17 protein-coding genes and 4 pseudogenes are annotated in these 19,803 nt (G+C 69.4%); 10 read left to right on the top strand and 11 right to left on the bottom strand.

Annotation, left to right across the window (positions count from 1 at the left end; genetic code table 11):
• Nucleotides 1–135: 135 nt before the first annotated feature.
• The 3 genes from KMS84_RS13815 to KMS84_RS13805 form a co-directional block, all read right to left on the bottom strand.
• Complete coding sequence (locus tag KMS84_RS13815; RefSeq protein WP_256916490.1) at nucleotides 136–687, bottom strand: EF-hand domain-containing protein; 552 nt, start codon at nucleotides 685–687, stop codon at nucleotides 136–138.
• A gap of 134 nt (nucleotides 688–821) precedes the next feature.
• Nucleotides 822–3,122 carry a molybdopterin-dependent oxidoreductase gene (locus KMS84_RS13810; RefSeq protein WP_256916531.1) on the bottom strand — a complete coding sequence of 767 codons (2,301 nt, stop codon included), beginning with the start codon at nucleotides 3,120–3,122 and terminating at the stop codon, nucleotides 822–824.
• 377 nt (nucleotides 3,123–3,499) lie between these two features.
• Nucleotides 3,500–5,017, bottom strand: coding sequence for an FAD-dependent monooxygenase (locus KMS84_RS13805; protein WP_256916489.1), 1,518 nt, complete (start codon nucleotides 5,015–5,017; stop codon nucleotides 3,500–3,502).
• Between the two features lie 126 nt (nucleotides 5,018–5,143).
• Here KMS84_RS13805 and KMS84_RS13800 point away from each other — a divergent pair, with 126 nt between their 5' ends.
• Both KMS84_RS13800 and KMS84_RS13795 read left to right on the top strand, forming a co-directional pair.
• A complete protein-coding gene (locus KMS84_RS13800; protein ID WP_256916488.1) occupies nucleotides 5,144–5,797 on the top strand; it encodes a TetR/AcrR family transcriptional regulator C-terminal domain-containing protein in 654 nt (217 codons plus the stop codon).
• 310 nt (nucleotides 5,798–6,107) lie between these two features.
• Nucleotides 6,108–7,010 (top strand): trypsin-like serine peptidase, encoded by a 903-nt coding sequence (locus KMS84_RS13795; RefSeq protein ID WP_256916487.1) that lies wholly within the window; start codon nucleotides 6,108–6,110, stop codon nucleotides 7,008–7,010.
• A gap of 222 nt (nucleotides 7,011–7,232) precedes the next feature.
• Here KMS84_RS13795 and KMS84_RS13790 read toward each other — a convergent pair whose 3' ends face one another.
• The 3 genes and pseudogenes from KMS84_RS13790 to KMS84_RS13780 form a co-directional block, all read right to left on the bottom strand.
• Nucleotides 7,233–7,871: a restriction endonuclease gene (locus KMS84_RS13790; RefSeq protein ID WP_438818932.1), complete on the bottom strand. Its 639-nt coding sequence runs from the start codon at nucleotides 7,869–7,871 to the stop codon at nucleotides 7,233–7,235.
• A 127-nt stretch (nucleotides 7,872–7,998) separates the two neighbouring features.
• Nucleotides 7,999–8,206: pseudogene (locus tag KMS84_RS13785) on the bottom strand (hypothetical protein).
• 289 nt (nucleotides 8,207–8,495) lie between these two features.
• A complete protein-coding gene (locus KMS84_RS13780; protein ID WP_256916485.1) occupies nucleotides 8,496–9,224 on the bottom strand; it encodes an SDR family oxidoreductase in 729 nt (242 codons plus the stop codon).
• 75 nt (nucleotides 9,225–9,299) lie between these two features.
• Here KMS84_RS13780 and KMS84_RS13775 point away from each other — a divergent pair, with 75 nt between their 5' ends.
• A complete protein-coding gene (locus KMS84_RS13775) occupies nucleotides 9,300–9,677 on the top strand; it encodes a MerR family transcriptional regulator (protein WP_256916484.1) in 378 nt (125 codons plus the stop codon).
• 295 nt (nucleotides 9,678–9,972) lie between these two features.
• Here KMS84_RS13775 and KMS84_RS13770 read toward each other — a convergent pair whose 3' ends face one another.
• The 3 genes and pseudogenes from KMS84_RS13770 to KMS84_RS13760 form a co-directional block, all read right to left on the bottom strand.
• On the bottom strand, nucleotides 9,973–10,698 hold the full coding sequence (locus KMS84_RS13770; RefSeq protein WP_256916483.1) for a peptidylprolyl isomerase: 726 nt from the start codon (nucleotides 10,696–10,698) through the stop codon (nucleotides 9,973–9,975).
• Between the two features lie 145 nt (nucleotides 10,699–10,843).
• A pseudogene (locus KMS84_RS13765) lies at nucleotides 10,844–11,071 on the bottom strand (peptidase); the annotation flags it as partial.
• A 26-nt stretch (nucleotides 11,072–11,097) separates the two neighbouring features.
• A pseudogene (locus KMS84_RS13760) lies at nucleotides 11,098–11,342 on the bottom strand (sensor histidine kinase); the annotation flags it as partial.
• A 101-nt stretch (nucleotides 11,343–11,443) separates the two neighbouring features.
• Between KMS84_RS13760 and KMS84_RS13755 the strand changes: the two are divergent.
• Nucleotides 11,444–11,731, top strand: a complete 288-nt coding sequence (locus KMS84_RS13755; protein WP_256916482.1) for a hypothetical protein — start codon at nucleotides 11,444–11,446, stop codon at nucleotides 11,729–11,731.
• Between the two features lie 442 nt (nucleotides 11,732–12,173).
• Here KMS84_RS13755 and KMS84_RS13750 read toward each other — a convergent pair whose 3' ends face one another.
• A complete protein-coding gene (locus KMS84_RS13750) occupies nucleotides 12,174–12,632 on the bottom strand; it encodes a hypothetical protein (RefSeq protein ID WP_256916481.1) in 459 nt (152 codons plus the stop codon).
• A gap of 651 nt (nucleotides 12,633–13,283) precedes the next feature.
• On the opposite strand from KMS84_RS13750, the gene KMS84_RS13745 reads away from it, so the two are divergent.
• Entirely contained in the window at nucleotides 13,284–14,471 is a 1,188-nt protein-coding gene (locus KMS84_RS13745; protein WP_256916480.1) for an ATP-binding protein, read from the top strand.
• A gap of 54 nt (nucleotides 14,472–14,525) precedes the next feature.
• Here KMS84_RS13745 and KMS84_RS13740 read toward each other — a convergent pair whose 3' ends face one another.
• On the bottom strand, nucleotides 14,526–15,257 hold the full coding sequence (locus KMS84_RS13740) for a DsbA family protein (protein ID WP_256916479.1): 732 nt from the start codon (nucleotides 15,255–15,257) through the stop codon (nucleotides 14,526–14,528).
• A gap of 452 nt (nucleotides 15,258–15,709) precedes the next feature.
• Between KMS84_RS13740 and KMS84_RS13730 the strand changes: the two genes are divergently transcribed.
• The 5 genes and pseudogenes from KMS84_RS13730 to KMS84_RS13710 all read left to right on the top strand — a co-directional run bounded on the left by KMS84_RS13730 (nucleotide 15,710) and on the right by KMS84_RS13710 (nucleotide 19,382).
• Nucleotides 15,710–15,877, top strand: coding sequence for a hypothetical protein (locus tag KMS84_RS13730; RefSeq protein WP_256916478.1), 168 nt, complete (start codon nucleotides 15,710–15,712; stop codon nucleotides 15,875–15,877).
• Nucleotides 15,878–16,358: 481 nt separating this feature from the next.
• A complete protein-coding gene (locus KMS84_RS13725; RefSeq protein WP_256916477.1) occupies nucleotides 16,359–17,672 on the top strand; it encodes a YhgE/Pip domain-containing protein in 1,314 nt (437 codons plus the stop codon).
• 199 nt (nucleotides 17,673–17,871) lie between these two features.
• Nucleotides 17,872–18,264, top strand: coding sequence for a hypothetical protein (locus KMS84_RS13720; protein WP_256916476.1), 393 nt, complete (start codon nucleotides 17,872–17,874; stop codon nucleotides 18,262–18,264).
• A 321-nt stretch (nucleotides 18,265–18,585) separates the two neighbouring features.
• A pseudogene (locus KMS84_RS13715) lies at nucleotides 18,586–18,768 on the top strand (DedA family protein); the annotation flags it as partial.
• An 8-nt stretch (nucleotides 18,769–18,776) separates the two neighbouring features.
• Nucleotides 18,777–19,382, top strand: a complete 606-nt coding sequence (locus tag KMS84_RS13710; protein WP_256916475.1) for a phosphatase PAP2 family protein — start codon at nucleotides 18,777–18,779, stop codon at nucleotides 19,380–19,382.
• Nucleotides 19,383–19,803: the final 421 nt, after the last annotated feature.

Genomic DNA, 19,803 nt, shown 5'->3' with positions numbered 1-19,803 from the left:
ACCGCCAACCCGCCGTCGGCCCTCCGCAGGACCGTGCGTCAACGACCAGGGCCTTCGCCGCGGCGTATGGCGGCCCACGTCCCAGAGCGGCCAAGTCCTCGCCTCAGCGCGCGTCCGGGGCGTGTCCGGGCAATGTCAGGTGGTGACCTTGCCGAAGATGTGGTTGGCGGGGGCGTCGGGATCGTTGCCGTAGAAGAACTCTTCGAGTGCCCGGTGGAACTCGTCACGGTCCAGTCCGCCGGACCCGTCCACGTCCAGAGCGGCGAAGACAGAGGCGCAGTCCTCGCCGGGGACGGCGGCGACCGCGTCGAACATCTGCTGGAACTCGGCCTGGTCGATCTTGCCGTCTCCGTTGAGGTCCACGAGGTCGAAGAAGCAGTTGGTGACCGGTGCGATCTGCTGCGGATAGAGCGCGCGGTCCGTCAGGACGTTCTTGAAGCCTTCGGTCATCTCCCGCACGTCGACCTTTCCGTCGCCGTCCTGGTCCATCGGGGCGATGACGTTCGACCAGAACTGGTCCATCCCCTCGGTGAGGCGGCGGACGGCGTCGGCATCGGGGGTGGTCCTGCGGGCGCCGATGTAGCGCTCGCTCATCTCGAGGACGTCGCGTTGGGTGATGAACCCGTCGCCGTCGACATCGGCGCCCCTGAACCACTGGCCGTACTTGAGATCTTGAAGTGCCGTCATGACTGCGCACCGTATTCACACCGTTACGGAGGCGCAAACGTCCGAGTGGGGGCCGGGCACTGGCCGGTTCTGCCGGCCGGGTGCCCGACGGGGGTGAGCACGGCGAACGCGCCCGTCCTCGGGGCGGCCTCGTTTCAGTGTTCGAGGTGTGGTGGCGCGAAGGCGAGTACCTCCTCGGCGGGCCCGTCGTAGACCTCGACGTCCACGAGCGCACTGTGCGCACTGGGCCCCTGGGACAGCCGCGAGCACCCGCGGTCCCCGGTAAGGGTGTTCGGGTTGCCGTGGCGGTCAAGGGTTCCGGCCCGGCCCGGCTGGGCCGGGTCCCACCACGCTCCGGTGGACAACTGCACGACGCCGGGCATGACGGCGTCCGACAGGATCGCGCCCGCCAGGCAGCTGCCTCGGTCGTTGAACACGCGCACGATCATGCCGTTCTCGATACCGCGGGACGACGCGTCCTGCGGGTTGATCGTCACGGGCTCGCGGCCGTGGATCTTCGACCTGAGGCTGTGGCCACCGTTGTCGTACTGGCTGTGCAGGCGTGAGGCGGGCTGATTCGAGATCAGGTGCAGCGGAAAGCGTTCCGCCAGGTCGGCGCGGAGCCACTCCACGGGTTCGAACCACGTCGGATGTCCCGTGCAGTCGTCGTAGCCGAACGACTCGATCTCCTCGGAGAAGATCTCGATCCGGCCCGACGGCGTCGTCAGGGGGAAGCGCCGCGGATCGGAGCGCAGAGCTTCGAAGCTGCCGGGAAACGGCCCGTTGAGCGCCGGCAGTTCGACACCGGAGGCGCGTTGCCAGAAGTCGTCGAAGTCCGGCAGGGCCGCGTCGTCGCCGAGGTCCGCCCGCGTCTTGAGGTAGAGGTGCCGGACCCATTCGATCTCGGAGCGCTCTTGGGTGAACTCGCGCTCGTAGCCGAGCCGGGCAGCCAGAGCGGCGAAGATCTGGTGGTCGGTGCGTGCCTCGCCGGCCGGCTCGCGGACCTTCGGCATCGGGACGAGGTGAGGGTCGGAGAATCCCGCGGCGAAGTCGTCACGCTCCAGGCTGGTCGCGACGGGAAGCACGATGTCGGCGAACTTGGCGGTGGCGTTCCACCAGGCTTCGTGGACCACCACCGTGTCCGGGCGCTGCCAGGCTCGGGTGAGCCGGTGGAGGTCCTGGTGGTGGTGGAAGGGGTTTCCTCCGCACCAGTAGATCAGGCGCAGGTCCGGCAGGGTCAGGCGCCGGCCGTCGTAGTCGATGGTCGTGCCCGGGTCCAGCAGGGTGTCGGCGATCCGGGCGACCGGAATGAAGTCCGCGACGGGGTTCGCCACGCGCGGCATCGACGCCACGGACGGGCGGCCGGGCGCAACACCGGTCGCGTCCATCGTCGCGTAGCCCGCACCCCAGCCGCAGCCGGGGCGGCCCAGCGAACCCGCCATCGCCGCCAGCACGACCGACATCCAGATCGGCTGCTCACCGTGGTCCGCCCGCTGTATGGCGTAGTTGACGCTGATGAGGGAACGCTGCGCGGACAGCCGGCGGGCGAGATCGGTGATCGTGGCACGGCTGATGCCGGTGATCCGAGCGGCCCAGTCGGCGTCCTTGACGACGCCGTCCACGTCGCCGGTCAGGTAGGAGGCGAAGCGGTCGAACCCTTCGCAGCAGTGGGCGAGGAAGTCCTTGTCGTGCCAGTCGTTGACCAGCATCGTGTGCGCGATGCCGAGCATCATGGCGGTGTCGGTGTTGGGGATGACCGGCAGCCACTCGGCGTCCAGGAAATCGGCGGTGTCACTGCGGATCGGACTGACGTTCACGAACCGCACCCCGGCCTCACGGCACTTCCGTTGCAGGTCTCGCGTCTGGTGCCGGGCCAGCCCGCCAGGGTTGACCTGGCTGTTCTTCAGGGCCAGTCCCCCGAACGCCACCACGAGCTCACAGTTCTCGGCGATCTCGTCCCACATGGGCATCCGGGACTGGTAGCTCCACGGAGCCCCGCCGATCACATGCGGGAGGATGACCTCGAGAGCGGCGGTGCTGTACGTGTTGCGCGAGTCGGTGTAGCCCCCGCCCAACGCCAGGAACCGCTGGAGCTGGCCCTGCGCCTGGTGGAACCCGCCCGCACTGGCCCAACCGTACGAGCCGCCGAACACGGCGCTGTTCCCGTGCTGTGTACGCACGCGGCGCAATTCCTCACTCACCAGCGTGAGCGCTTCGTCCCAGCTGACCTCTACGAAAGCGTCCGCGCCTCGGGCCGTGTCACCAGCGCGCGGCAAGCCGTTGAGCCACCCTTTGCGCACCGCGGGACGCAGCACACGCGCACTGTCCTCAACAGCCGTCACCATGCCCGGGCCGATCGGCGAGGGCGCGGGGTCGTCACCCCGAGGCTCGATGCGTACCAGCTGACCGGAATCGACCACGGCTACGAAACTGCCCCAGTGCGTCGCCACCGGCATGCGTCGTTCCACCGTGCATCAACTCCATCTCTGAAGTCTCCTGGGCCTCGAACAACGGTCGCTGCACCACAGGGGTTCCGCGTCGGTCAATGGTCCGCACGACACAGGCTCCCCTTGGCGGACGGCGCCCAATCCTGAGTGCGCCACGACTCCCACCGCCACCACTCAACCGGGGCCCCACGCGCCACTGTGGGCGCGACCTGACCGCCGTCCGCCGTGCTGGTCCCCCCGCCCCGGCCCCCGCCCGGCTGCCCGGGTGGGGGGCGGGGGAACCCAGTACGGGCTGCGCTTCCTCCAGCAGATAACGCTGGGCGCCCGGCACGGCCGGAAGCGCGACACGATTCGGTGTCCTGAAAGGGGCGAGATTCCTGGACCGGTCACTCGGCCTCGGCCGGGCCGAACCATGTGGTGAGGGCGGTCCGGAGGGCGGCGAGGTCGGGGGCGGCACCGGCGGGTGCGGTCCAGGCGGCGTGGCCGTCCGGGCGGATGAGGAGCGCGGCGGGGGCGAGGATCTCGGCTGCCGGCCAGACGGGCCAGTGGTCGGCTGCGGACCGGGCCTCGACGAGGTCGACGCGATCGGCCCAGCTCTCGGCCGTGGCCGCCAGGTCGGTGTCACCGCGAAGGTCCAGCAGCACAGGGCGCGCCGTACGCAGCAGTTCGAAGACGCGACGGCGGCCGTCATCGGTCTTCAGGTCGACGTCGGGGACCCGGCGGCCGGTCAGCGGGTGGTCGTCACCCATGCGGTAGCGCAGGTCGAGCGCGGTGATCATGCCGCCCAGGTGCCGGTTGACGTCGTCGTGTGCGATGAGCGAACGGAGTACGTCGCGCAGCGCGTCGGTCTGCGGGCCCGGACGCGACAGCGCCGTCTGCGCCCGGGTGTTGTGCAGTACCCGTTCCGCGACGGGATACCGCTCGGCGTGGTAGCTGTCGAGCAGGGTCTCCGGCGCCCGGCCGTGCACCACCGAGGCGAGTTTCCAGCCGAGGTTGACCGCGTCCTGGACTCCCAGATTCAATCCCTGGCCACCTGCCGGGAAGTGGATGTGCGCCGCGTCGCCCGCCAGCAGCACACGGCCTTGGCGGTACCGCTCGGCCTGCCGGGCGGCGTCGCCGAACCGGGAGACCCAACGGGGGCTGTGCATGCCGAAGTCGGTACCCGCGATGCGCAGCAGCGACTCCCGCAGCTCCTCGAACGTCACCGGGTCCCCCTGGTCGGCGACACGGTCGTACTGCGTGGTGATCACCCGGTGCCAGCCCGGTTCGAAGGCGAACACCGAGAAGTCACCGCCCGGTCGCCGCTGCATGAAGAGCGATTCGGCGGGCGGGTCGGTGAGTTCGACGTCTCCGAGCAGCGCGGTCACTGACGCCGGGGTGCCGGGGAAGCCGATGCCCGCGAGTTTGCGCACCGCACTGCGCCCGCCGTCGCAGCCGACGAGGTAGTGGGCGTGCAGTGTCGAACGTGAGCCGTCCGGTCCGCCCACCTCGACCTCGACGCCGGTGGCGTGCTGGCGGATCCCCGTCACCTCTGACGACCAGCGCACCCGTAAACCGAGTTCGGTCGCCCACTCCTCGAGCAGCCGCTCGATACGGGACTGCTGGAGCACCAGCGACCGGGGATACCGGGTGTCGAACCGGTCGAAGTCCAGCCACAGCCCCGCGAAGTGACCTATCGGGCGGGATGCGCCGACCGCCAGGAAGCGGTCCAGGACGCCCCGCTGGTCCAGTACTTCCATGGTCCGGGCGTGTATCCCGCCGGCCCGTGACTCGCCGGTTCGCGCGGCGAGCCGGTCGACCACCACCACGTCGACTCCGGCCAGCCGCAGTTCGCAGGCGAGCATCAGGCCGGCCGGGCCGCCGCCCGCGATCACCACATCCGTGCGGGTCTTCGTGTCGGTCATGCGGATGTCCCCTGTTCCGGTTGGTCTTCCGTCCCGCTGCCTCTCACGGCACGAGAGTCTCTAACATCGTTAGAGACTGCCTCTAACGATGTTAGAGTGTCAAGCGTTCAGGAAGGCGGGAACGCAATGAAGATCAACTCCGGAGTGATCGCGCGGGCGGCGTTGGGACTGCTCGACGACGTCGGCCTCGACGGGCTCACCATGCGTCTTGTCGCCCAGGACCTCGGCGTTCGGGCCCCCACCCTCTACTGGCACATCAAGAACAAGCAGGAGCTGCTCGACGCCATGGCCACCCTGGTCTACGTCGAGGCGGCCGAGAGGCTGGAGTCACCCCACGAGGGCGCCTCCTGGGAGGACTGGCTCGCCGACTGGGCCCGCCAGCTGCGCCAGGCGATGCTGAGCCACCGGGACGGAGCGCGCGTCCTCGCCGGCACCTACGTGAACCACCCGGCGGTGCATCGGGCAGTGGAGCTGAACCTGCGAACCCTGCGGGACGCCGGCTTCACCCTCACCGAGGCGGCACGCGGTGTCGCGGCAGTCCTGCACTTCACCATCGGCTGCACCATCGAGGAGCAGGCCCACACCAGCGCGGCGTACGGAGACGACAACCCCTACGCACCCGAACGGCTCGCCCGGATGATCGACGCCGAACGCTTCCCCCTCGCCACCGAGGCGTCGAGCGAACTGCTCGGCGTCGACGGCGACATCGGCTTCGAGAGCGGGCTGCGCCTCCTCGTGCTCGGTCTGCGCGCCGCAAGGCAGGAGCGGGAGCGCGGCTGACCCGGTACGGGTGGGCCTGCCGAGTGCGGCACATTCGGTCGCGCGCCTTGCGGCTTCACGCCCGCGTACCGGTCCGCCTGTCATGGGAAACAGTGCCGCGAACGCCTCCTCCCCCTCATTGCGGCCCTGTTCCGTGGACCGGATCGACCTGGTGCGGCCGAGCCGTGCTCCCGGACGGGGGCGACCGAAGGCCGACGGTCGGGGTACCGAGATGGCCGTAACGACGAAGATCGGGCGGCGGATGCACGCCACTCGCCGAAATCGCATCCTTCCGAGTGATCACCGATCTCGACGTTCCGAGAGGACACTCATGTCGCCCAGCTCGTCCCGAGGGGCCCGCCGCGCCGTCTTCGGTCTGGCTACCACCCTGCTGGCCCTGGCCGGCCCCCTGGCGGCCCCAGCCCAGTCGGCAACCGCCGCATCCACGCCGGTCAGCACGGTCACCTACTCGGCAGCGGACCTCACCGCGGCCCTCTCCTACTGGACGCCCGCGCGCATGAAGGAGGTCAGCCGCGCCGTCGACCTGGGGCCGACCGGTCCGCTCAGCAAGCCCTGGACCGGAAAGGGCATCCCCAGCATCGGCCGGCTCTTCTTCGCCGATTCGAGCGGGCGGGACACCTGGTGCACGGCCAGCGCCGTCACCAGCGGCAACCACTCCGTGATCATGACCGCCGCCCACTGCGCACGCCTCGGCTCGTCACCGGTCAACACCTACAGCGACATCGTCTTCGCCCCCGGCTACGCCAAGGGCAGGACGCCCTACGGCCGCTACGCCGTCAAGGCGACCATGACACCGCGCTCCTGGGCCGAGGACAGTGTCCACGACGTGGCGGCGATGGTCGTCGCCACCCCCTCGTCAGGAAAGCGGCTCACCGACGCCGTGGGGGCGCAGAACATCGCCTTCGGCCGTGCCGCCGGTGAACCGGTCACCGCCTTCGGCTATCCGGCGACCACGCCCCAGCGGGGCGAAGAGCTGCTGTACTGCGCCGGTACCTCTCAGCGTGCCTCAGGAGACGAGCACCGCATGCCGTGCGACCTCGGCGGCGGCGCGAGCGGCGGGCCCTGGCTCGCCGCGTTCAACGCCGCCACCGGCAAGGGCACCGTGGTGTCGGTCAACAGCCACGGCGAGGGCCACGGCGGCGGCAGCCCGATGTACGGTCCGACGTTCGACAAGACCGCGCAGGCCGTCTACGACGCCGCCCAGCGCGGCTGACCGAGCCGTTCCACGTCTCCGAAGACCACCGCCGGCGTCATCCACGGCACCACCGGACGTCGCCCACCGGCTCGGCGGACCAGCCGCGACCCCGGGCTGCTGCGCACCCCGCCGCCACCAGACGGCGATACGCAGCGCTCGGGTGCCGACTGACCCCGTCGACGATCTCCGCCGCTCGCTGAACGGCGCGTCCACCCAGGCGCAGACATCCTGGCCGGACGATCAGGCAGGGGGACGCCGTCCGGTGCCGCCGCCGCTGCCGTTCAGCGGGATCAGGGTCTCCAGATGAGCGCCCTTGACCCACGAACCCAGCAGGTCGCGGTGCAGGGCCACGATGTTCTGGCGCAGCGCCAGGCCCAACGCGGCCTTGGTGAACGCGCGGCAGGTGGTGACGAACAGGGCGACGTCAGCGCCGTGCTCGAGGCGGGCGGTGCCTACGAACTTCTGCATGTCCTGTGAGGACACGCTGCGCTGCGTCGCATATTTCTTGACCTGGACGACCAGTTTGCGGCCGTCGGCCAGGTAGCCGACGACATCCGCGCCCAGGTCGCCGCTCCTGCCGCTGACGACGACCTTCGTGCAGCCGTCCCGCCGGCACAGCTCCGCGACGTACGTTTCGAAGTCCTGCCACGACAAGGCGTCGACCTCAGCCATCGACAGTTCCCGCGCCCTGGCCTCCTCCTCGGCCCGCCACGCGCGGTCCTGGCCGACCGCACGGCGGTGCGCCCCCACCAACGCCCAGCCGGCCCCGCCGACCACGGCCGCACCGAGCACCGCCACCAGGACGGGCCACACCACCGACCAGTGCCCGGCCACCCACACCACGGCGGCCAGCGCCACCACCGCGCCCCAGCCCTGCATCTGTCTGCGCGTCCGCTTCTTCAGCCGCCACCGTCGTCGACGTGCCGCCATCACTGCCCCGCTCCCTCGTGCGGCACCCCGCAGCGCGCACCGGCGGGCGCCATGCGGCGCGTACGTGTGCCGGGGCTCATCGGCCGGCCTGGGTGACGCCGCTCGCAAGCTGTCCCAGAATTCACGATCCCCTGGCCCGCCGGAGTGGGGGCGATCAGGACGCCCAGGGCCAGAACGATCACGGCGGTCAGCTTCTCGTCGGAGCGGCTGCGGGCCTCCGTACGCCGCTTCAGCCGCCAGACGACGATGGCTGCGAGCAGCACCGCCACGTTGATGGTCAGCAACCGTCCCCACCTCCCCCACACGACCGGCCATCGCCACGCAGGGGTGCCAGTACGCCACCCCAGTCCCTTCATGTAACCGGGCCACAGTCGCGGTGGGCGGCCGGTTGCGGACGAATGGCACAAAGCCATCGGACCTGGCCGAATACCGTGCGGCCTGCTATCGGCCGGCAGTGTGCACGGTGAGATGGAGCCCCTCGGGCGACGCCCCTTTCTCGCGCGGACGTGAGTCGGTCCCTGTACGCCCGCGCGATGCACCTGCCCGGATCGGGGGTCGGCCGTCTCGACGTGCTCAGGTCGCGGTGAGGGCCGCCAGGGCGCGGTCCATCGCGGCATTGAACTCTTCCGGCGTGAGCGGCAGTCGGGACTTGACGTCCCGACTCCACCGGTCGGCGAGGACCTCGGCCGAGCCCGCCTCGACTCCGTCGAGCGCCGCGTCGGCCAGGTCCGAGGGAGCGATCTTGTCCACGGGCCAGCCGGCCGCCATATCGGTGTCGGCCAGGCCGAGGTGCACCGCCGTGACGAGCGTGCCCTGTTCGGCGAGCTCCAGGCGGACGCCGTTGGTCATGGCCCAGGCGGCGGCCTTGCTCAGATGGTAGGCATTGGCGCCCTTGCCCCCGAACCACGACATGGCGGAGAGGATGGTGACGATCGCTCCCCCGCCGTTCCCGGCGAGCGCCGGCGCGAACGCCCGGATCATTCCCAGGTGGCCGAACATGTTGGTCTCCAGCTCGTTCCGCACCGCGTCCAGCGGACCGGACACCAAGTCGGTCCCCGTGCTGATTCCCGCGTTGTTGATGAGGAGCGAGACGTCCGGGGCGGCCTCGGCAGCGGCCCTCACGGATGCGGGATCGGTGATGTCGAGGGGCAGCACCTCGACCCCGGGCAGGTCCACGGTCTGCGGTCGGCGGGCCGTCGCGTAGACCTTGCGGGCGCCCCGTTCGAGCAGGCGCTGGGCGAAGGCGCGGCCCAGACCGCGGTTGGCTCCGGTGACGAGGGCGACTGAGTTGTCGATGTCCATGACCGGTACGCTAAAACCTGACGTTGACGTCAGGGGCAAGTGCTGGTCGTCAGGACCGGGTGAGAGGAAAGCACCATGACCGTCACGCACGGTGCGGCCGAACGGTTGATGCGCATCGGCGAGGTGGCGCGGGGCGCCGGCGTCTCCGTACGAGCGGTCCGCTACTACGAGCAGCAGGGACTACTCATCGCGGAGCGCAGCCCGTCCGGTCAGCGCCTCTACCGCCAGGACGCGATCACCCTGGTGCGCTTCTTCCAGCAGATGTTCACCGCCGGCCTGACGAGCCGTACGATCGCGGAACTCCTGCCGTGCTGGGACTCCGGGCACACCGACGCCGAGCAACGAGCCCTCCTGCGTGCCGAGCGCGACCGCATGCAGGCCAAGATCGACGACCTCCAGGCCGCCCTGGACCGCCTCGACGAGGTCATCGCGATCACGGACACGCACCCGTAGGCGCGGTCGGACGGACGGCTCACGAGCGATCCACGCTCGAGGGACCGGCCATCACGGTCTGCACCCTCGCTGTCGGAAGGCCCGGCACATTCCTCGAGGGCATTGAGGGCATTGAGGGCATATGGCCATGGGCTCGAACTGCGGTGCCCCCGCCTACGTTTGCAGCCTGTCCCGTTCCGGTCGCCTCCTACGGCCGCATCGGCGATGTCATCTGGACGGACATCGCCGACCGCTCCCCGACATCCCCGTGAGACCAGGCACGCCGGACTCACAGGGGTGGCCGCACCACGGCTCGTCAGGACCGGCAGGACTGCCGGACGTCGAACAGCTCGGTCCGCAACGCGGGTGCGCCGTCGACCGGTGCGGGGTCCTGCGCAGTCGGCTCGATCCCACCAGCGGCGATCTTGTCGAGCGTCTTCAGGCCGGCGGTGCCGACGGTGCCGAACACCGTGTAGTTGGGCCGCAGTGCGGAGTCGCCATAGACGACGAAGAACTGGGAACCGTTCGTGTTCGGACCGGCGTTGGCCATCGCGAGCAGACCGCGCCCGTAAAGGCGACGGACGCCGGTCGGATCGCTCGGCGCCGGCGGCAGGTCCACGGGCAGCTCGTCTTTGTACGCGTACCCCGGCCCGCCTTCGCCCGTGCCGGTCGGGTCGCCGCACTGGAGGACCTTCAGCGTCGGATACGCCGTCAGCCGATGGCACACCGTACGGTCGTAGAACCCGTGCCGCGCCAGATGCACGAAGCTCTGGACCGTGCACGGCGCCTTGGCCCAATCCAGAGTCAAGGGGAGCGGGCCCTGGTTCGTCCGGACAGCCATGCCCAGCGTGCCGTGGTCGGGGGTGTGCCGTGGGTCGGGCGGCAGCGGAACCCGCCGCGCCGCCGGTTCGTCCGGGGTCTGGGTGTACTGGCACGGCCCGTGCGTGGTTCGCGGCGGGGCTTCGGCAGCGGAGGCGGTGGCGCTCTCCCCTGACACGAACAAGGCGGCTGCCGCCAATGCGGTCATGAGAGTTCGGTTCATCCTGCACATCCTCCAAAGATCGCCGCGTTTCGGAGCCGTGGCAGTTTATGGCGCGGCCCGGTGAACGAGTAGGCGACTGCTGGCCACATCTGCCTGCCGGCATTCGGCCCGCGGCGCAGGCCGCATCGTTCGGACCGTCGGGGTGTCAGGGACTGCCGTACGCCGCCACCATGATGTTCTGCGCCACCTTGTTCATGTCCTGGCCCTCGGTGTCCGTGGCGTTGACGCTGTGGACGAGGGTGCGGGAGCCGTCGCGGGTGGAGGCGACGGCCGCGTTGCAGCCCCAGCGCCCGCCGGTCTTGCCCCACACCTCCCGGCCGCCCGGCTTCTTCCTCGACAGGCCCACCGAGTATGCGGCCGGGGCACCGCTCTTGAGTCCTGTCGTCCAGCGTCATCGACCGGTAGCCGTGGCACCGGCACCGGCCCGGCCCCGCTTGGACGATCATCAGGCTCACCGCGTGGGGGAGGATGTCGCGCATCTCCCGCGCGATCCGGGCCCGTTCATGTGCGGCGGCCTGCTCGGCCTCGATCCGGCTCGCCCGGTGGCGGGCGTCGGACAGTCGCCCGAAGACACAGGCCGCCATGAACACGCAGTAGGAGACGGTCAGTTCCCGCGCCGACCGGGTGTTGAGCGCTACCGAAAGGAGCGCACGCTGTCGCACAGGGTCGGCTTCCGTCTCTCGATGAGGAGAGCCCCATCGCACTGGTTGAGGTCACTGGGCAGCCGGTCCGTGCCGGATTCGTCATGGACAGCGACTGCCTCGTCCCTGAAGGCCGGACCGTGGACCAGGAAACCTGGGGTGCTTGTCTCGATCGGGCGGTAATGTCCGCCTACCTGGCGGGGGACGGCCAATCTGCCGACGACTGGCTCTCGGGGCCGGAGGAGGCCGCGAAGCGTGCTGTGGCCTGGACTCGGGTGGCCGGCCCGACTTTCTTCCCCCAGTCGGTCGTCGATGTGCCGACGAAGCGGTCCGACCCGTTCGTGAAGGATCTGTTCCAGGAGTTCCTGGACGGCTTGGGCATCGAACTCTGAACTCCCCCGGGCGAAACGTGCCGATCACGGCCACTCGTTGATGGCCGCTACGAGGACAGGGCCTCGTAGCGGACCGCTACTTCGTCGTGCCGGGTGGCAACGGCGCGATGTCTCTTGAGGCGGTTGATCCCGCACTGGACCGCAGGACGTTCACGGGTAGTCGACGGGGGCCAAAATGCGGTGGTCGGCCACCGCGAGATCCTCGCTCCTCGCGGTTACGCGCCTGGTCGGCGCTGTCGGCGACGGTGCACCGGAATCCGCGCCGCCGACGGTTGGCGCGGCTCTTTCGGGAGGCGTACGCCTTGTCGGCACTGTCAGCGAAGACCAGCCGAGGCGGCCGGCCGTGCTCCCGGCTTCGGTGACGCCGAAGTGCATGCGGTCACCACCGCGGCCGACCGGACTCCCACACGGTCAGCATTATTCGTGCGCGTTCCGCGACTGCTCAGGGCATCGTCAGGGTGGCGGGCTGAGTTCTGTCGGCAACGCCGTTGTAGGTGATGCCGCCCCAGCCGACGTTCTCGCCGTGGATGTAGGCCGACGTTTCGCCGTAACAGGCGAGCAGCTGTCCCGCGGCCAGTGGCTGTTCGACACAGTGTGCGTCAGGGTCGAAGTGCCACGCGGAATGCACGTACGAGCTTGTCATGGTGATGGCCACGGTGGCGTTGTTGCGGACGAGAAGGACCGGCTGCATCGTGTCATTGCTGTGGTTGACGACCAGGCAGGTCTGGAAGATCACCTTCATGGACACGGAGTGATGGTCGGTGGGCCCGCACACGCTGTCGCCCGGACGCACCCATGGCTGCCAGGTGGGCGCCGCGGAAGCCGGCGCGGCGGCCATGACCGCCGCGCCGAAGGCGACAGCAGCCACCGTCAGCGAACGGCGGAATCGACGCTGAATCATTTCGTCTCCATTCGTCGAGCAAGGACATGCGTGGACCGCCTCAGAACCGATCGAGGCATGCATGCACGGCGCCTTGCGCGCGCGGCCACAGCGTTCACCATCACGGTCGGTCTCAGGCGTGTCGGAGCAGTGCTGCCGCACGGGGTCGGCGAAGCAGCCCCACCGCAAGGAGGTACGGAACCGGCTTCCCTGCCGGCCGCCCTTCCTTCCGACAGGTTCCGCAATCGAGAATGCCCCGGCGTCCTCCGGCTGTCGTTCGGCGTGGGTGCACAGTGCGTTGGGCTTGCGTCTACAACTCCTCGAACAGCGCCTCCAGCCAGTACTCCTGGGTGAGAGGCCGCAGGCGGCACGGAAGGGCTGCGGGGAAATCCGTGAGGAAAGGTCCCCTGGCTCGCGTCCAGAACACCCCCTGCACGCCCGTGGCGGGGTCTGCGTGATGCTCTGCTCCTGATGGCGGCATTCCAGAACCAGGCTGTCGACAACGTCGCGCACACGACCATCCGAGACCCCAGCATATGGGGTCTGACCTGCATGTTTTACTCCCAATACCTAGGATGGACGTGCACGCACGGCAGCGCGGACGGGGTGTTCTCCACGCCTGTTCGGTGACGTGCGCTCACCATGCACAGGACGTCCCAGGGAGGGTGCTTCATGACCGAATCCAGCCCCGGTCGGGCAGCGAACGTGAGCGAGTACGACGCCAGTCACATCCAGGTACTCGAGGGCCTCGATGCGATACGCAGGCGGCCCGGCATGTACATCGGCTCGACCGGCGAGCGAGGCCTGCACCACTTGGTCTACGAGGTGGTCTCGTACGCCGTCGACGAACACCTGGCCGGCCACGTCGACGCCATCGACGTCACGATCACCGCGGACGGCGGCATTCGCGTCATGGACGACGGACGGGGCCTGCCGGTCGAGGCGCAGGAGCCCGCCGGCATGTCCGCCCTCGAACGCGAACTGACGCAGTTGTCGTTCGGACCCCAGTCCCACGCCGGATACCAGGTCTCCGGTGGCCTCAACGGCCTGGGGCTGGCCGTCGTCAACGCGCTGTCGACCCGTCTCACGGTCGAGGTCCACCGAGACGGCCGCCGCTGGACGCAGGCCTACGAGAAGGGCTTCCCGGTCACCGCCCTGACGAGACATGAGGAGACGAGCGAGCACGGCACCGCGATCGCCTTCATGCCCGACGCCGACATCTTCGAGACCACCCAGTACTCATTCGCCACGCTGTCGGAGCGCCTGGAGGAACTGGCCTTCCTCAACAGCGGCCTGGCCGTCTCACTGACCGACGAGCGGCCGGAGCGGCCGGTCCGCTACCACCACGAAGACGGCCTTCGCGCCTACGTCGCCCGCCTCACCCCCTACCCGGGGAGTCTCGTCCACTCCCCCGCCATCGCCTTCGAGGCGGAGGACGAGAACCGGACGATCCTCGTGCAGGTCGCCATGCAGTGGAGCGGTTGGTCCCCAGGAGAAGTCCGTTCCTTCGCGAACAACACCCGCACGCGGGAAGGCGGCACCCACGAACACGGCTTCCGTACCGCACTCACGGACGTCGTCAACGACTACGCACGCCGCCACACGCAGATATGCGCAGACGGCCAAGGCCTTACGGCCGAGGCCGTTCAACAGGGCCTGAGCGCGGTCATCTCTGTGAAACTCGCTCATCCTGTCTTCGAAGGATCGACCAGGACCAGGCTCAGCAATCCCGAGGCCGACACCTACGTCCAAGAGGTCATCCGCCGACACCTCAGCGACTGGCTGAACCGCAACCCGAACGAGGCCGCGGCCATCGTCCGCCACATCGTCAACGCCTGCGCCGGGCACGGGAAGTGGTGACCTTGCTCTTCAAGTCGACCCGGCAAGCCTGACGGGGGCAGGGCTTGTTCGCGTTCAGAGCTCGGTGTCCTGCCATTCTCCGGGCTCATCGTGGATCTTCTCCAGCAGCCCGGCGAAAGCGTCGCTCTGTAGGAGCAGGGTGTTGTACTCCGACGGGATCCGCTTGCCGTTGATCACCACGGTGGGCGTACCAGGACCTTCGGGCTCCTGCGCTCCCCCGGCCTTCTCGTAGGCCTTCTGAGAGGACGTCACGAAGGAGGTGTACTTCATGGACTTCACGGCCGCATCGAACTCCGGGCCGCGCAGCCCCTTCACCCGGCCTGCCAGTTCCAGCAGGTAGGCGTCGGTGTAGCCGTCGACGCTCTCATCGGGCTGGTTGGCGTACAACACTTCGTGGTACTCCACGAACTTGCCTGCCTCCAGCGCGGCGCGCAGCGCGTTGACGGCCTTCTTCGACCCGGTGCCGCCGACCCGGTCGTCCAGGAAGGAGGCAAGGGTGTACTCGACCCTGGCCCAGCGGCCGAGCATCGCCTCCCGCAGATGCGAACTGCCCCCCGTGGTCTCGAACTCCTCGCAGTACGGGCAGCGGGGATCCTCATACAGGTGCACCGTCACCGGCGCGTCGGGATCACCGACGGTGATGGTGATCCCGTTCGTGCCAAGCTTCTCCGGTAACTCCCCGGCGCTGGTGAAGTCAGGGCCGTACTGCGCCTGACGCTGCCCGCACCCCACCGTCACCAGCAACGCAGCCGCGCACACCACTGCCCACCGACCCATACGCCCCATGCGTCATCCCCTCCCCTGAGAACAGCGCGACCCTAGATCATCCGTCCGGCAACCGCATCACCAAATCCGTCACGGACCCACCGTCGGCGTATCGTCGACCCGTTCACCGGCCCGCCGGTGGGCGCTCCGCGGTGTTCGGCATCCTCATCGCCCGACGGGCGGCCTCGATGCGTCCCGACTCCCCCGAGGTCTGCGCGCCGAGAGCACGCTTCCCCGCGCCGTCGACGTGCGCCTCGACAGCCCTCACCTGAGCAGACGGCGGCAGGGGCTACTTCCTCGCCACGGCGAGCGACGTCTTTCGCGAACTGGAGATGCGGGGTGCTTTCGGCGGCGGCGAGGACCGGAAGGCGGCCATCCGCTCGAACGGCGGCGGTGCCTCCTGCCTCGCGGGCCCTGACAGGTCGGTTCATCGGACACGGACGGCGTCACCGGACGAGCCGGGCCTCGACAAGGTGGCCGACGACCTGCGGCAGCTTCTGGGGCTGGCCGACGACCTGCGGCAGCTTCTGGAACTGCCGGAGGGATGCCTGACGCGGATCCTTGGCGATGGCGAACCGGGATCGTTGTACGTCAACCTGCGGGGCCCATTCCCTCGCCCGCTGTCGGCGGGCCGGGAATGACGAGGTCCGACCGTGCGGGAATCTCGCCACCGACTGTCACGTGGTGCGCACTGCCGGGCGGAGGTGCATTCTGAGGGTGCAGCGTTCAGGCCGGTGTGCTCGCTCAGGGATCTGTTCGAGGTCAGTGCACTGAACAACAACAGCGTCGCCACTGCGAACCCGCGTCAGCGCAGCGAGTCAGGCCCCGCGAGCTGCCTGTCGGAGGCCCGCCACGGACGACATGTCGAAACAGGGAGTCGGTCGTGCCATCCCCGCACTTCCCCGTGAACTCGTCGATGAGCCCGGACGAGCTGATGCGGGTCCAGACGGGCTTCGGTCCGACTCCGAGTCGAGGGACGGCCTTCGATCGCTGTGGTGGGCTTCCTGGTCCACGAGCGGGGTGACACATGGGCGGAAGTGACCGAGGGGACACGTAGTCGTGCCGCCGAGGCGCAAGGCGGCCTCACCCCGACAGCGCAGTACCGCCCCCCATGGGAGTTTCATGACCTCAAAGGATTCCCCGAAGCAGCCCGGACTCGCACGCGCCGTCGTCGTGGTGCGGCACGGAAAGCTCTGGCTGGTGCCGACCATCCTGTCCGCTCTGGTGGCGCTGTGCCTGACGCTGCTCTACATGGGCGGCATTCTCAACCCGAACGGCAACCTGCGTCACCTTCCCATCGCACTGGTCAACTCGGACCAGGGGCCGCCGCTGCCCGGACAAAGCCAGACCTTGGGCGCACAAGTGAGCCGGGCGGTCACTTCGGCAACCCCACCGGAAGCCGTGCAATGGCGTCAGCTCAGCCAACGGCAGATGCAGGACCAACTCGCGTCCGGCAAGATCTACGGCGCTCTGGTGATCCCGCGTGACTTCACCAGCTCAGTGGCTGCACTGACCACCACCCAGGCCACCAAGCGGCCCGCCCTCACCGTGCTCACGAACCCAGGGCTGGGCAGCCTCGGCTCCTCCCTGGCCAGCCAGATCACCCAGCGCGCGGCTCACCAGGCGTCCCTGACGATCGGTCGGCAACTGGCGGCCCACGCCGCGGAGCAGGGCACCGACACCACGGGCCAGTCGCTCCTGGGCGACCCTGTCACCGTGACCACCGCAGTGGGCCATCCCATCGGTGACCACAGCGGCCTCGGACTGAGCGCCTTCTACTTCACCTTGTTGCTGGTCCTGACCGGGTTCGTCGGTGGAAACATCATCAACAACGGCGTCGACGCGGGCTTGGGATACACCGACAACGAGCTCGGGCCCTGGCACACCCGGCGTCCCACCGTACCGATCAGTCGCACGCAGACGCTGCTGCTGAAGATGCTCATGACCGCGGGCATCCTCGTGCTCACCACCAGCCTGCTCATGATCGCCGCGATCGGGATCCTGGGCATGGACGCCTCGCATCTGCCTCTGCTGTGGATCTTCTCCTACTGTGCGAGCCTGGCCGTGGGCCTGGGAGTGCAGGCCATCAACGCCGCCTTCGGCGGGATCGGCCAAGTCGTCTCCATGTTCGTGTTCATCGCCCTGGCTCTGCCCTCCTCCGGCGCGACGATTCCGCTCCACGCCGTACCGGGCTTCTTCCGCTTCCTGGCGCTGTTCGAACCGATGCGGCAACTGAGCGACGGCGTGAGGGCCATCCTCTACTTCGATGCCCGGGCCGACGCCGGTTTGACGCGGGGCTGGGTCATGATCGCCGTCGGAAGCGCCCTCGCCCTTCTGTTCGGATTCGCCATGGTGCTGTACTACGACCGCAAGGGGCTGCACCGGCTGACCGAACGCCCCGCAGCCCCCGCGTCCCCCCGCTCGCCGGAGTCGTGACAGCCGGCCGACCCCTTCATCCGGGACCTACGGGCAACCAGCGCGCCGACGGCCGCCCTCGACGCCGTTCCCTCCACCGCTTCGGCATCTTCGACTTCATCCGCGGAGGCTGATTTCGACTCCGTCCGCGGGGGCTGATGCGGGCTGGACGGGGCATCCGCAAGTGCACCAGGACCAGTCCGCCCACCCGGAGCCGCCCGTGACCCGACACCTCGCCCTCGCCCGCGCCTGCCGCGCCGTGATCCTCGCCGAACTGGCGATCTCGGCCTGGTTCTTCGCCCACCACGAGTGGCTCCTCGGGATCCTCGTCGTCTGGGCCGCGCCCAGCCTGCTCGTCGCCGACGCCGTGTGCCGGGGCGCGCACCACCGCGCGCGGGCCGAGGCACGGCGCGCGGCACAGCTGGAGGCCGGTGAGCAGGTCCGGCCGCTGACGCCATGTTGCCGGTTCTGGGAGCGTTCCGGCGGCCAGGTCCACGGTCCGGACTGCACCCGCCCACCGCTCCCCCGACGTGACACCTACCGCCTCGACGACGGCGACCGTGCCGCGTTCCACGAGATCGTCCGCCACTACCACGACCGGAGTCCGGCCTGACCTGCCGTCGTCCACTCCGAGTCCCGCGTCTGGAGGCGTCCGGGTCGTCGCGGTTGGGAGCGCACGATTCCCGGCCCTTGGCCTGCCCTCCCACCTGACATCGTTCTCGTCCATCTCGTCCATCTCGTCCATCACCGCCGGAGAGACAGATCCGCGCGGGGTGACAGAAAGCGGCGAGTTCAGCGGTCGGCACCATCCTCTCCCCGTCGGCGATCCTCCCCCGTCATCGTCTACAGTTCAGTAGACCGTCTACAGAAATGTAGTCAGTGGTGGGGCGCTGTTGCGCCGAGCCCGCTCCGCAGGAACGAAGGGGTTGCGACGATGTCCACGCCCGTCCACCTGTCGTCGCACCTCGCTGTCGACCTGTTCGACGCCCCCTCCCTGCGAGCCGCCTTCGGAGTGGCGGGGGTGGGGGCGGTGAGGTTCGCCGAATCGGGCTTGCTGATCGGGGTGTTCCTGCCGGGTGACTCCCAGCTGTTCCGGGCCGGCCTGCCGTGCAAGGGGGAGAGCAGGTGATCTCGGCCTTCGGCGGAGCCTCGATCGACGGTTCCGCCTACCTGGACGTGGTGCGCCTGGCCCGGCACACGCCGGGCTGGGTGAACGGCGCGCTGTCGTTCTGGTCGACATTTGGGCTCGCGGTCTTCGTCGTCCTGGCGGGCGTCGGCTGGTGGTTCGCGCGCCGGTCCGGGTGCGCGGCGGCGGTCACGGCGCTGGCCGTGCCCGTAGTCGTGCTCGTGGCGTACGGCGTGGACGCAATGGTGAAACTGGTGGTGCACGAGGAGCGGCCGTGTCAGGTCCTGCGCGTGAAGACCCTGGAAGCGTGTCCGGCGCCCGGAGACTGGTCCTTCCCCAGTAACCATGCAGCGATCGCGGCCGCCTCTGCGGTGGCCCTGTTCTTCGTCTCACGTCGGCTGGGGGTGGCCGCGGCCGTGGCCGCCGTGGCGATGGCAGGCTCCCGGGTGTGGGTCGGCGCGCACTATCCGCACGATGTCGTGGCCGGAGTGCTGGAAGGGGGGATCGTCGCGTTCCTGCTGATGACCGTCGTGCGGCGGTGGTCCCAACCCCTGGGCGATCGGCTCCGCTCCACCCCCCTGCGCCCGCTGGTATCGGCCTCATGAGCCGACGCGACGCCGCCGATCCGGCGGGCACCGGCGGTCTCGGCGCATTCGCGGCTTCGACGCCCCCATCGCGGCCCGCGGAGTGACCGACACCGGCCGGGCGCCGTCGAGGCGCCGGACGGCGTGGTCGCGGAGCGAACCGCACGGCGACGGATGCGGTGCCGCGCCGCGCCTTGCGTGTCCGGGCTGCGGCGGACGACGCGCCATGGGGTGAGGGCACTCCACCGGCGGCCGCATCCGCCGCACCACCGCCTTGGCGACGTCGGCGGACGATGGAGTCGTCCCCGCCGGCACACCACCACAGCAGCTCTCACCACGGTGCGACTGCCGACACGTGAGGCCTAAAGGGCGTTGCATAAGGCCGTGTTGGGGCAGGTCAGGGCCCGTGTTGGCAGTCCTCTGGTCATGATGCGAGCGCGAG

Origin of the sequence: Streptomyces hilarionis (assembly GCF_024539675.1) — a bacterium.
Classification (GTDB): Bacteria; Actinomycetota; Actinomycetes; order Streptomycetales; family Streptomycetaceae; genus Streptomyces; species Streptomyces hilarionis.
The sequence above is the reverse complement of the archived record's forward strand: the minus strand, read 5'-3'. Positions and strand labels throughout refer to the sequence as shown.